Source organism: Citrobacter sp. wls710, assembly GCF_005281115.1.
GTDB classification, from domain to species: domain Bacteria; phylum Pseudomonadota; class Gammaproteobacteria; order Enterobacterales; family Enterobacteriaceae; genus Citrobacter; species Citrobacter werkmanii.
Genome location: NZ_SZXD01000045.1, coordinates 38,772 through 52,568, shown reverse-complemented (window position 1 = coordinate 52,568; position 13,797 = coordinate 38,772). Strand labels below are relative to the sequence as shown.

Annotated in this window: 10 protein-coding genes; 2 read left to right on the top strand and 8 right to left on the bottom strand. The window is 54.2% G+C overall.

The features are described 5' to 3' along the window. Window positions 1–181 precede the first annotated feature (181 nt). Both bigA and FDX14_RS20295 read left to right on the top strand, forming a co-directional pair. A complete protein-coding gene (bigA, locus tag FDX14_RS20300; protein ID WP_137350130.1) occupies window positions 182–5,809 on the top strand; it encodes an autotransporter adhesin BigA in 5,628 nt (1,875 codons plus the stop codon). Between the two features lie 198 nt (window positions 5,810–6,007). Continuing rightward, window positions 6,008–6,178, top strand: coding sequence for a YhfL family protein (locus FDX14_RS20295; RefSeq protein ID WP_042311973.1), 171 nt, complete (start codon window positions 6,008–6,010; stop codon window positions 6,176–6,178). A 68-nt stretch (window positions 6,179–6,246) separates the two neighbouring features. Here the strand turns inward: FDX14_RS20295 and FDX14_RS20290 are convergent, their stop codons facing one another. From FDX14_RS20290 to yhfZ, 8 genes are all read right to left on the bottom strand, one after another. Then, on the bottom strand, window positions 6,247–7,341 hold the full coding sequence (locus FDX14_RS20290; RefSeq protein WP_137350129.1) for an aminotransferase class I/II-fold pyridoxal phosphate-dependent enzyme: 1,095 nt from the start codon (window positions 7,339–7,341) through the stop codon (window positions 6,247–6,249). 13 nt (window positions 7,342–7,354) lie between these two features. Continuing rightward, entirely contained in the window at window positions 7,355–8,659 is a 1,305-nt protein-coding gene (locus FDX14_RS20285) for a YhfT family protein (RefSeq protein WP_042311968.1), read from the bottom strand. Window positions 8,660–8,670: 11 nt separating this feature from the next. Then, window positions 8,671–9,024, bottom strand: a complete 354-nt coding sequence (locus FDX14_RS20280) for a DUF2620 domain-containing protein (RefSeq protein ID WP_047408212.1) — start codon at window positions 9,022–9,024, stop codon at window positions 8,671–8,673. Between the two features lie 10 nt (window positions 9,025–9,034). Next, window positions 9,035–9,913 (bottom strand): phosphotriesterase-related protein, encoded by an 879-nt coding sequence (locus tag FDX14_RS20275; protein ID WP_137350128.1) that lies wholly within the window; start codon window positions 9,911–9,913, stop codon window positions 9,035–9,037. Further along, complete coding sequence (locus tag FDX14_RS20270; protein ID WP_061381009.1) at window positions 9,910–11,136, bottom strand: phosphopentomutase; 1,227 nt, start codon at window positions 11,134–11,136, stop codon at window positions 9,910–9,912. The genes FDX14_RS20275 and FDX14_RS20270 overlap by 4 nt, the downstream gene beginning before the upstream one ends. Next, a complete protein-coding gene (locus FDX14_RS20265; RefSeq protein WP_137350127.1) occupies window positions 11,136–12,299 on the bottom strand; it encodes a YhfX family PLP-dependent enzyme in 1,164 nt (387 codons plus the stop codon). The genes FDX14_RS20270 and FDX14_RS20265 overlap by 1 nt, the downstream gene beginning before the upstream one ends. Before the next feature lie 83 nt (window positions 12,300–12,382). After that, on the bottom strand, window positions 12,383–12,745 hold the full coding sequence (locus tag FDX14_RS20260; RefSeq protein WP_061381007.1) for a hypothetical protein: 363 nt from the start codon (window positions 12,743–12,745) through the stop codon (window positions 12,383–12,385). Window positions 12,746–12,760: 15 nt separating this feature from the next. Further along, window positions 12,761–13,666 (bottom strand): GntR family transcriptional regulator YhfZ, encoded by a 906-nt coding sequence (gene yhfZ / locus FDX14_RS20255; RefSeq protein WP_061381006.1) that lies wholly within the window; start codon window positions 13,664–13,666, stop codon window positions 12,761–12,763. Window positions 13,667–13,797: the final 131 nt, after the last annotated feature.

The window sequence follows — 13,797 nt, the reverse complement described above, 5'->3', positions numbered from 1 at the left end:
TCGCCCCACATCCATTCATACCGCAAATAGTATCGTTAAGTATTCAATTTGACCTACCCAGGTTATCGGGTGATAAAATAAACACTAAAGGATAATTTTACTCTGGCCATTTCATCATTGCCTGTATCGCTATCTGCATATATTTAGTACGCAAGGAAAATATTAATCAAGGATGAACCCTATGCAAAAGAAAAAACTTATTTCTATCGCTATAGCTCTCGCGATGCAAAGTTATTACATTCCGGCCATCGCCGCAGAGAATAACGATGATGAAAAAGAATGTCCCAGTAATATCTCCTCCCTGCCTAAAGAAAAGCGCGAAAAACTCTCACCGGCCTGCCTTGCTACATTATCTGAAAAAGATAATCACTGGGGCTGGGTTGCTGGCGGCGTTGCTGCGCTGGCCGCGGGCGTGGCTATTGGCGTTGAAAATAACAGTGGCGGAGATTCCACTCATTCTTATATGCCCCCTACGCCCGACAATGGCGGCGACGTAACCCCGCCCGACGATGGCGGCGATGACGATGTGACCCCGCCCGATGATGGCGGCGATGATGATGTGATCCCGCCCGACGATGGCGGCGATGACAATGTAACCCCGCCTGACGATGGCGGCGATGATGATGTAACCCCGCCCGATGATGGCGGCGATGACGATGTGACCCCGCCCGATGACGACGACACGCCCCCAGATAACTCTGTTACTACCTTCAGCAACGGCGTCACCATCGATAAAGGCAAAGACACCCTGGCCTTCGATAGCTTCAAACTGGATAGCGGCAGCGTTCTCGAGGGTGCCGTGTGGAATTATTCAGAACAGAACAACCAGTGGCAGCTCACCACCCTGGACGGCAAAACGCTGAACGTCTCCGGCTGGGACGTGACCGACGCCAATGCCGCCGTGATTGAAGGCACCCAGGAAAACGGTCTCTACTGGAAGTACGACAGCCGTGGCTATCTGATTATTGCCGACGATAAAACCACGGTTATCAGCGGCGACGACGAATCGCATTCCACCGATCGCGGCATGGATATCAGCGGCCAGGGCAGTACCGGCGCGATTATTTCCGGCGATAGAACCGTCAACACGCTCACCGGGGACTCCAGCGTGACCGACGGTGCCACCGGTATGGTTATCTCCGGAGACGGCACCACCAACACCATTTCGGGCCACTCAACGGTGGACAACGCCACCGGCGCGCTGATTTCCGGCAACGGCACCAGCACCGATTTCTCCGGCGACATTACCGTAAGCGGCGGCGGCACCGCCATCATCATCGACGGCGACAACACCACGATTAAGAATACCGGTACCTCCAACATCAACGGCGCAGGCTCCACCGGCACCGTCATTGACGGCAATAACGCCCGCGTCAACAACGACGGTGATATGACCATCACCGACGGCGGCACCGGCGGCCACATTACCGGCGACAACGTGGTTATCGATAACGCCGGGAGCACCACCGTCAGCGGCGCGGACTCCACGGCGCTGTATATCGACGGCGACAACGCGCTTATTATCAACGAAGGTAATCAGACTATCTCCGGCGGCGCCATCGGTACGCAAATTGATGGCGACGGCGCCCGTATCGCCAATACCGGCGATATCGCGGTGGATGGCGCAGGCTCTGCCGCCGTAGTTATCAATGGCGATAACGGCAGCCTGACCCAGGCGGGCGATCTGCTGGTGACCGATGGCGCGATGGGTATTATCACCTACGGCAGCGGCAACGAAGCCAAAAATACCGGTAACGCCACCGTGCGTGACGCAGACTCAGTGGGTTTTGTGGTCGCAGGCGAAAAAAACACTTTCAAAAACAAAGGGGATATTGACGTCAGACTTAACGGCACCGGCGCGCTGGTGAGCGGCGATACGTCGCAGGTGACGCTGGATGGCGATATTAACGTAACCTCAGTGCAGGACAGCGAAGGCATATTCCGCACCGCAACCGGGGTGAGCGTGAGCGGCGACAGCAATACCGTTGATATCACCGGCAATGTGAATATCAACGCCGACTACGGGCAGGACGCTCTGGCTCAATCCGACACGCCGATAATCGGCGTCACCGTCAGCGGCGACGGCAACGACGTGGCGCTTAATGGCGCACTGAATATCGACGATAAAGATCTGTCCGCCGTCAGCGGCCAATACCTGGACGTTATTGGCCTGAACGTCACCGGTGATGATAACAACGTTGAGATCGGCGGCGGTATTAACATCACCCACGGCGAACAACCGGATGATGGATACTCCGCAGAGGTTGTGGGCATTAACGTCAGCGGTAACAGTAACGTCACGCTAAGCGGCCATTCGACCATCGATACAAACACGATAATGGGGGGTCATGTCATTCTGGCGCAGGTCAGTAACGGCGGTTCCCTGATACTGAACGACGACTCGGTTATTGAGGTTACTTCCAGCTATATACCCACGGGTTATTACACCGATTACGCCTTATTAATGGGTAACGGAAGTGGAGCCTCTGTTGAAAACAAAGGCGATATCACAAGCTACGGCGTGTATTACATTATGCGCGCTGATAACGGCGCAGAAATCAGCAATAGCGGCAATATTCTGTCTTACACCACCGGCGATGGCAGTAATATTGAGGATCGTTCCGCCATTGTTCGCGCCGACGGTAAAGGCTCTGTTGTACGTAACAAAGCGGATGGCGACATTACCGTCATTTCTGACCAGACTCCACGGTCCAGTGGCGGTTATGGCGTATACCCAATGAAATGGTATAACCATACTTTTTACGCCATGCTGGCGTCCAATTATGGCGATGTCGTTAACGATGAGGGCGCCACGATCCATTTGCAGGGGGCGGGCGTGTATGGCGTCGCTGCCAGCAGAGGAACCGCATCAAACGCGGGCGATATCTACCTGGACGGCTTTGTTCCGACGCTGGATGATGAAAATAACATCACCGACACAAATTACTGGAAACCATCGCAGCTTTATCTCACCAGTTCGGGGATGGTCGCTGGCTCCACCGATGGTGACGGCGACGCCACCGCTATCAACACCGGCACCATTACCGTCAACAACGCCGGGTTCGGCATGATGGCGCTTAATGGCGGCACCGCCATTAACCAGGGTATGATCACCCTGACCGCCGATGAGGGCGTTGAAGGCCAGGCAAACCAGTTAGTCGGCATGGCGGCGCTCAACGGCGGCGTCGTCATCAATGACACTACCGGCGTGATTAACATCGACGCCGATTACGGCCAGGCGTTTCTGAGCGACAGTTCCAGCTACATCATCAATAACGGCTCCATCAACCTTAACGGCAGCCCGATGGATGACGCTGATTCCCATATGGGCGACGCACCAACGGATAAAATCTGGATTCAGTCCCTGCCTGGCAGCGGCGACAGCGACACCCAGACTTCTGACGCGGGTTTCTTCACCAATGGTACGCTGGCAAACTACGGTACTGAAACCCTGAACGGTGATGTGGACGTTAGCGGGGGCTGGTTGTACAACGAGGCTGGCGCTTCACTTACCGTCAACGGCACCCTGACGATTAACGGCGGGGCTAACGCGCTGGCCAACTACGGGACGCTGGACGCGGATGCTATTTCCACCTGGCACAGCCTCTTTAATGAAAAGGGCGGCAGCATCACCACCGATCTGTTAACCCTTAACGGCGACGTTACTTTCTACAATGACGGTGATTTTACCGGCTCCATCGCGGGTGACAGCTACAAGCAGGAAATCGTTAACACCGGCAACATGACGGTGGCGGAAGACGGCAAATCGCTGGTCAGCGGCAGCTTCTACTTCTATAACCAGCAGGGCGCAACGCTTACCAACAGCGGAAGCGCGGTGGAAGGCGGCGAGAACACCATTATCAACCTGACACGCGCCAATGATTCGCTGACCCAGGTGAACAGCGGCACCATCACCGCCACTAACGGTTACAGCGCCATCACCACGGTCAACGGCAGCAATGACCCCAAATGGATCTGGAACACCGAAACCGGCGTGATCAATGGTATTAACCCGGATGCGCCGCTGATTAACCTGGGCCGCGGCTATAACTTTGGCAACCAGGGCACTATCAACGTGCAGGGCGATAACGCCGTGGCGATTAGCGGCGGCACCAGCAGCTATGTAATCAACCTGGTCAACAGCGGCACCATCAACGTCGGTACCGAGCAGGGCAAGGAGGACGGTACCAACGGCACCGGGCTTATCGGTATCAAAGGCAACGGTAAAGCCACCACTATTAACAACGCCGCAGACGGCGTGATCAACGTTTACGCCGATGACTCGTATGCGTTTGGCGGCCAGACCAAAGCCATCATTAACAACGGTGAAATCAATCTGCTGTGCGACAGCGGCTGCGACATCTACGCACCGGGCACCACCGGTACGCTGGATGACCACAACGGTACGGCAGACATCGTTATCCCAGATGCGGCTACCGCCCCAACCGAGGGCAGCATCCCCACGCCGCCAGCGGATCCAAACGCGCCGCAGCAGATCTCCAACTATATTGTCGGCACCAACGCCGATGGCAGTTCCGGTACGCTGAAAGCCAATAATCTGGTGATTGGTGACAACGTGAAGGTGGATACCGGTTTTACCAGCGGCACGGCGGAGACCACCGTGGTGGTGGATAACGCCTTCACCGGCAGCAATATCCAGGGTGCGGACAACATCACATCCACCAGCGTAGTGTGGAACGCCCAGGGTAGCCAGGACAGCGACGGCAACGTTGATGTCACCATGACCAAAAACGCCTATGCCGACGTGGCCACCGACGCCAGCGTTTCTGGCGTGGCGAGTGCGCTGGACGCTGGTTACACCAACAACGAGCTGTACACCAGCCTTAACGTGGGTACTACCGCCGAGCTGAACAGCGCGCTGAAACAGGTAAGCGGCAGTCAGGCCACCACGGTATTCCGTGAAGCGCGTGTACTCAGCAACCGCTTTACCATGCTGGCCGACGCGGCGCCGCAGATTAAAGACGGCCTGGCGTTTAACGTGGTAGCGAAAGGCGACCCGCGCGCCGAGCTGGGCAACGATACCCAGTACGACATGCTGGCATTACGCCAGACGTTGGATCTCACCGCCAGCCAGAATCTGACGCTGGAGTACGGTATTGCGCGTCTGGATGGCGACGGTTCGAAAACCGCGGGCGATAACGGCCTGACCGGCGGCTACAGTCAGTTCTTTGGTCTGAAGCACAGCATGGCGTTTGATGAAGGTCTGGCGTGGAACAACAGCCTGCGTTATGACGTGCACAACCTCGACAGCAGCCGTTCTGTCTCATATGGCGACACCAACAAGGTGGCGGATTCCGACGCACGTCAGCAGTATCTTGAGCTTCGCAGCGAAGGAGCGAAAACTTTCACCATGATGGGCGATGCGCTGAAAGTCACGCCATATGCCGGGGTGAAATTGCGTCACACCATGGAAGATGGCTACAAAGAGCGCAGTGCCGGAGATTTTAACCTGTCGATGAACGCTGGCAGCGAAACCGCTGTAGATTCCATTGTCGGCCTGAAGCTGGATTACGTTGGGAAAAACGGCTGGGGTGCCACCGCCACGCTGGAAGGCGGCCCGAACCTGAGCTACAGCAAGAGCCAGCGTACAGCGTCATTACAGGGTGCGGCGGGTCAATCGTTCGGCGTGGATGACGGTCAAAAAGGCGGCGGCGTTAATGGTCTGGCAACCATCGGCGTGAAATACAGCACCAAAGACGCCAGCCTGAATCTGGATGCTTACCAGTGGAAAGAGGACAACATCAGCGATAAAGGCTTTATGTTAAATTTCAGAAAAACATTCCGCTAATAAATTAAATCGGCAGCCTGGTATTACTTATTAATACCAGGCTGTTTTAATTTAAAAACAATTCACTAACCATATGTTTTATATAAAAATTACCAAGTCCTTTTCTGGACTACTTAAGTTTTATGTTAGTTGATATCCTAACCGCCGAGAAATGGATTTCATCCATTTTAAAATAGATATCTAACAAGGATTTTTAACATGTTTAAATTTGCAAAAATCACCATTGTCGCTGGGGTTCTGGCTACACTGACCGCATGTACTGGTCATATCGAAAACAAAAAAAATAACTGCAGCTACGATTATTTCCTGCATCCGGCAATTTCAATTTCTAAAATTATTGGTGGCTGTGGCCCGGCTGCAGATCAGTAATAGACGTTATTGCGCAGATACAAAAAAACCGGGTATTTCCCGGTTTTTTGCATTTTCAGATTCTATGCTCATTCATATGCTATCGCATTCACGCTTTCACGCAAAATACGTAGTACGGTCTCTTCTCCACTCCGGTTTGGATTAATACGAATCGTATAATCGCCCAGCGACGGATTTGCTTCGCGAAACGTCCCGGAAAGACGATAAAACAGAGGAGGGATCTCATATTTCGACTCTGCCCCCACCGGATACGGTAATGCGCCTTTCTCTTGCGCCGCTTCCAGTACGCGGGCGGCAATCGGCTGATGAAACTCAACAATTAGCACCTTCGACTGGGCATTGGCAATAACCGCCTTTTTCACCTCAGGTATCACGCCGCTATTGAGTAGCGTCAGTAATCGTTCAGAAACGCCAGCCTGTACCGCATGCATCACCGGAGCAAAAACCAAACCACGAAGCACCTCCAGGGCCTGCGCCCCCTGAATCTGGCTGCCGCCGGAATAGAGAGTCGCACGGATTCTGGCGATAACCTCCGCCTTGCCGATAACCGCCCCAACTCCCTCCGGACCAAAGAGCTTGAAGCAGGAAAATGTAGACAGCGTCGCCCCATGTTCACAGCCGATACCGTCTACCTTCATGACGGCGTAGTTATCATCGGTTAACGTCGGTACGCCGCAGCGCGCAATCTCCGCCAGTACCTCGGTTAAAATGTAACGATCCTGCGGCTGCTGACGCGTATGTTGCACCAGCGCGGCATCCGGGCGATGCTGCGTAATAACCCGCGTGATTTCCGGGAGGCAGTTGAAATCTGCCCTGACCAGAGTAATGCCCATCTGCTCGATGAGTACCTGTGTTGTGGGGTAAACGGGCGCATCATGAACCAGCAGTCGCTGGCCGGGTTTGAGCAGCGCCGCCAGTCCGGCGCGTATCGCACCGGTACCAGCCCCCTGAACCAACACACCGGCCTCAGCATGAAATGCCTCGGCCAGCACTTTTTCCACACGCTGCGTCACCCGAGGCTGATTCAGCCCCGGCACCAGTCCCAAGTCACCTCCGGCCAGAAAATCAGCGCCGGGAAAGTGACGGCAGATCGTATCCACCAGCGCAAACTGCTTCTGCTGCGCTTCTGCGAGCGTCAGGCTTTGCAGAGGGAATGTTTTCATTTTTTACGCCTCCTCAAGCCGGAACAAACAGACCAAACCAGTAGAGAATATTCAGCACAATACCGGTGATCATCACCGCCACGACCGGGGCCGCCATCTTCTGAACCGGACGCCCTATCGATTCGTTGAGGAAGTAAATCGCCACCGCAATCGAGAAGCCGGTGTAGCCCGCCATCTTGATAGCGGCAAAAATCGAGCCGACCAACAGCGCCATTTCCATCAGCATATTCATGGCATTACGAATATTGTCCGACGCGTTACGCACTGACGGATACCGTCCCAGCCATTTGCCAATCGAACGCAGCAGCAGCACTTCCGCTGAAATCACGATAGCGCCAAGGATTGCCGCAATCCACGGGTTCGGCGCCAGGTAGCCAACGGAATAGACGAACGTGAAGCCCGCTACCGCATAAACACCCGTCGCCAGCGCGGTTGTCGCAATCATTGGCACAAAACCCAGCCCGCGCATAAATTCCGCCAATGCCGCCTGGTTAACCAGTGTCTGCGATTGCTCCGGCGTAATTCCCGCCGAGTAAGCTTTTTCCAGCGTAAAAATCGAAACTTCACTGCCGGCGAAAATCTTCATACTGGCGACGGCGGCAATCAACGCGCCGACAATGGCGATGTACGGCAGGTTTTTAATAATCCGCGAAGTTCTCTCTTCAAAGACCGATAACCCGCTGGCATCTATCTCGTCATCACCACGATGGCGAATATCATGCGTAATGGCGATGGCCAACAGCATCATCATCCCGACGAAGATCTCAATGGATTCCGGGTTCAGATGCGGGAAGTAACGCACGACCACCACACGGGTCATCAGTACCACTACCGCGGCGACAATGCTGTGCTTCCAGCCAAACTGGTAAAAAATCGCCACCAGCGGGAAGAGTGCGAATGCAGAAACCACCGGAGAACTCAGCTCGCCGAGGCTACCCAGCACATCAACCGGCAACGCCGTGAGCAGATGGTTTACCGGCAGCAGGCAGGTCAGAATCAATACGCCCCAGATAGCGCCCAGACCGAACGCCAGCAGGCTGTTCATCGCCAGCACACCGAGAATGTCCGTTGGCAGGAACAGCAGCCAGGCGTTAAGCAAACCTGTTTTTAGGGTAAAAGAGATCCCCACCGACGCCACAAAACCGATACTCAGACCAAACGCGATACTTCCCGCCTCGCGGCGGTTCATGTATCCCTCGATCAGCTGCGGCAGAATCGGACGGATACCGTCATGAAAGACAGCCGCCGAGCGATGCGCCAGAAGTGACGTCATGCCGGTCAGGCAGGCCACCAGCACAATCTGAATGTACAGATCCATAGTCATGCCTTTTATTTCAGATGGTTAACCAGCATCGGTATCGCATGTTCAACATGTTCGACGGAGAGGCCAAAAGCCACTTTCCCTTCCGCAACCATTTTTGCGATATGTTCGTCTTTCGCCTTAATACCCGGCCTGGCGATAGTGCAGCTTTTGTTGTAGCCAATCACCGCAATGGCAATCGACAGCGCTGCGCCCGCGCCGGTGTTACAAGCGCCGATGTAGTAATCCAGTTGTCCGGATTTCACCTTCATCGCCGCTTCCATATCGTTATGAATGGACACCTCAAAGCAGCCAGGAGCGGCGGTTTCGATGGTCTTTTTAATCTGCTCACGTTGTAAGCCAGCAACGCCAATCTTTTTCATGATTCTGTCCTTATTGGAAAAATTGTGAGGGGTTATCACGTAACATCGTGTCCACATCGGCCTGGCTGAATCCTGACTGGCGCAACTGTGGGATAAAAGTGGTTAACAGATAGTCATAGCCATTGCCGCCATTGGCTTTTAAATGCGAGCGGCGGGTAATGTCCATAGAGAGCATCACGCGATTTAACAGCCCACGATTGCGTAGCGCGTGCAGCATGCCAATGCGTTTCTCATCCGGGTAATAGCTGTTTTTACCGATGGTATCGAACTGCACATACGCGCCGAGATCGATCATGCGTAAAATATTGTCGAGGTTATCTTTCAGGTCGCAGTGACCAACGGTTACGCGAGAAAGGTCAACGCCGTACGTCCTCAGCAGGGTCAGTTGTTCTAATCCCATGGTGCTAAAAGAGGTATGGGTCGAAATGGGGCGTCCGGTTTCGTTATGCGCGCGCGCTGCGGCGATAAACACCTTCTCTTCAAGCGGCGTAATCACTCCTTCACTGGAGCCGATTTCCGCGATAATTCCAGCCTGCAACTCAGTGCCATCGATACCGATGATAATCTCATCGATCATCTCTTGCGCGAGCTGTTCCACGCTACGGGTCGCAACATGCTCGGGAAAAAAAGCATCCTGATAATAGCCTGTGCAGGCCATCACGTTGATGCCGGTATCGTGCATCAGGTCGAGCATGAATTGCGGATTACGCCCCATATAGCGGTTGGTCATCTCAATAATGTTGCTGACACCTAACGCCCGGAGATCCTTCATCTCCTGGCAAATGAGGTCGTACTGATCTAACCGGCAATCAAGGTTATTCTTGAACCCGGAGAGATCGATATGCAGATGTTCGTGAACCCAGGTGTAACCCGTCGGATCAAAACTCATAAGATGTCCTCTTTAAGCCGTAATGCCGAAAGAAAAGAGCTGCCGTTTTGTGGTAACGACGCGCCGAAAAATTCGCACACCGTAGCGCCAACATCGGATAACGTCGCCCTAATACCTAATTGTGCTGGCTCCAGCCCCTGCCGATACACCAGAACCGGTACAACCTCTCGGGTATGATGACTGTGCCCAATGGTCGGATCGTTGCCGTGATCGGCCATGACCACCAGACAATCATTTGGATCCATAGCGGCCAGAAGGCGCGAAAGATTAAGGTCAACAACCTGCAACCGTTCGGCATAACGCGCCGTGTCTTCAGCGTGTCCGGCAAGATCGGTTTCCTGAATGTTGGTACAGATAAATACCGTCGGCTCCGCGTTAAATTCGTTAAGGGTGATATCCATGATCTGCTGGCTATCCACCAGGTTTTGCCAGCTGCGCCCGTGCGGATTGCCAACGATATCCGCCACCTTACCGACCAGCACGGTAGGGATTCCGGCTTCATGAAGTTTTTGCGGAACCTGCACCTGCTCATCTACGCCGTAACCCATATGCCGGACCTGAAAACCGTTGTCATAAGCGCCGGAGCGTGGGGCGCTTATACCGATAAAGCGTCCTTCTTTGGTCTCAGCGGCATCCAGAATGCGCTGACTGTCCGTAAGCAGCCCACCAAACGCGATCACGCGCCCAACCTGTACCTGCTCACGTACCACGCGGCCAATTTTCAACACCTCATCAAACGGCATAACAGCAAGATTGGCGGTAACGTTATAGACCTGTCCTAAATCCGCTTCGAGGTTATCCCCTACCGCCACCGCGTCGTTAATCCACAGAAACGACAGGTCGCTACCACGCCTTTCCACCTGCCAGCCTGCGGCTTTCAACGCTTGCTCAACACCATCGATGACGTCGTTAAACGGCATCCGCAACGGCGCCTGAGGACGCGTACCCAGGATCTCCTGATGACCCATAAAGGTATCGCCGCCTTCATGCTGCAACTGTGCAACGCCCCAGACTGCCGATGCTGAAGGTTTCATCACCCCCGGCGCAAAGCCCAGGGCGTTAATCAGTCCCAACTTTTCCAGCGTTGGCAGCTGTAGCTGCGGGAACTCGCTCAGGATATGACCACAGGTATTCGCTCCGGCATCCTGCGGCCTGACCAGCGTGACGTCTTTCATTGCGCCAACGCCAAAGCTATCAATAACCAACACCACGAATCGGGCCATTAGTCCTCCAGGATATTGCCAAGACTGTCGTAGCGGGCGACGATTTCAGCCGCGTTACGCTGAATACCGGACACCAGCACGACGTCGCTACGCGTCACGAAGATCTGTGTGCGAAAACAGAAGATCACCGCGCTGCTCACCGGAAACTCACCGGCCACAGGCAGGTAGTAGTCAATGCTGCTGTCATCCACGGGTTTCAGCGTTGCGGCGATCGGCGCACCGCTTTCTGGCGTAAAGACCAGCGCGTTTTGCGCATGGCCGCGACGGTAATACCCCCCGCCGTAGCAATAACTGTCTCCACGAAAATTGTGCGAAACCTCGCTCAACCACAGCATCGCGATGCGTTCAGGCTGGTCGCCTTTTTGGTTGGAAGGGATAGTGCCGGTCAACGCATGGCCCGGCTCGGCGTGGGTGACACCATATTCCGCCAACAGGGGTAACGACGTGCAACTACTGGCTGACGGCGCATTAAGTTGCTCAATGGCAATTCCGGCTTCCGCCAGTTGGTGTCGGGCACTCACCAGGGTATGCAGGTTAGGTGTCGGCACTGTCTGCGCTGATTTTTCATCCCATAGCAGGCAGGGAAAATGGGTTAACCCGCTCAGGCGCAGACCCGGCAGTCTGCGGATTTCATTGACCACATCCGTCAGATACGCCAACGGAAAACCACTTTCCTGCCCCGGATAGAGAAAATCATCCTTGTCATACACCTTCAACATCACGTTCTGTTCACAGCCGGCTTTCACCGCGGCAGCCGAGACTTCGCGCGCTTTTTCTAACGAGAACAGCGTGATAACCTCGGTCCCCTGCGCCACAGCCTCATTGACCAGTCGCGACGGGATCTGCACCAGATGTCCTTGATGCGCAACCGGTAACCCGGCACGGCGCATGACGCGACTCTCTTTGTAATCCACAACCACAATGCCTTCATAGCCAAGCTGCAACAGCTTGTCCGCCAGCCAGGGGTTGCGTCCAACCTGTTTGGTCATCAGATACAGCGAAATGCCATGTTGCCTGGCGACATCCAGCAGGCGTTTGCCATTCTCAATAACCTGGTCAACATCAATGACCCAACTGTCAGGTGCGATTTTTCCCTGCTGCCATAACGCGATAGCGGCCGAGATCAGCGCGGGGTTCTGGCGTTTCAATGCCTCTATAAACATTTCTCTGCCTCGTTTCTAATCCTTCAGTTAAATATTCATTTTTTTGAATATTTAGGGTGCGCTAAGCTAATTCTTCATTGATTTCAGACGCCTTCGTTCGCCGCCATCCACAATCCATACAGGTTCGCCAGCATGTAACCTTCCTCATTAGCGTGCGGCGTCACCGTAAACTCTTTCAGCAGCGCCTGATGAACCAGCAAAATAGTTGGCCAGAGAGGCGATTGCGCCATCTCCGCCAAAATCTCACCGTCCAGCGCTTCAATCACTTCGCCCTGGCGGCTGCGCATCAACGCGCTCGCCATATGGGTCATCGCCATAATCCCTTGCTCGCTATGAACCGGCAAACGCCACTCTTCATCCAGCCGTCTGATCACCTGCAGCATGCCGCTACAAATATCCTTGTCGATAACGCCCGCTTCACACAGCAGGTTAAGCCTGTTTTCCATGTCGTTCGCCTTTACTTAATAGCTGGGTTCCTGTTCACCGTTCGCCACACGTTGTTGGTGGGCAAGCAGTGCTTCTTTATTAACAACGGCTCGCAGAAGCTGCTGCATCGGATAATCCTCCGCCCGGGTTAGTATCACGGCCTCTGTGGCCCGAAGAAACCGCGCATCGTTGGTGAGCGGCGTGGCTTCTAACCCCAGTACAGCCAGCTCAGCCTCCGCAACCACGTTCCAGATAACCGCATCGACATCGCCTTTCGCAATGCGCTGCAAGCTCTCGTGATAAGGCATATCGATCAATTCAACGTTGCGGTCGCCAAAACAGGCCTCGGTCATGATTTTCTGATCCGCCGAGCGGTTATCGAGTCCGACTCGTTTTACCGCTGCGGATTCACCCTTGCGGCAAATCAGTTGGTGCTCGCCAACGTAGGTATGCGGTCCCAGCGCCAACGTGATGCGCAATCCATCCTGAGCGAGATAACTTTCCGCAGCCAGCCGGGAAACCACCGCCATGTCGTAGACGCCGTTCAACAGGCATTCCACACGAATATCAGCCCCGCGCATATGCGCGTAATAAAACGGGATCCCCTCGAACTGCGCCTTTAGCCCACTCGCCAGCCCTTCATATAAACGGGTATAGGGCAGCGGCATTGCGCAGACGACGTTATTAATATCCACATGCTTGAGCAGCACACGATTATCCATCTCCACCAGATAGCTACCGTTTCGCCCACGACGCTCGATACGGATCGCCCCCGAGGATTCCAACGTTTTCAACGCAGCCTGGGTTAACCCTACCGATGAGTGACACTCAGCGGCCAGTTCATCTATCGTTTTCAGTCGGTTACCACACTTCTCACCGAGCAGGTAACGGGCCAGGGTTGTCAGCACAACCCCCTCTTTCTTAATAAATGTCCGACGCATTTTATATTTTCAGTAAATTGAATATTTATATCTTCATTAAAATGAAGATATAGCGCAATGGGGAAATATGCAAACGGCGAGACGGTTCACATTTTTTGAGATTTACCAACGAGCAGGCGAAAAAAAACCGG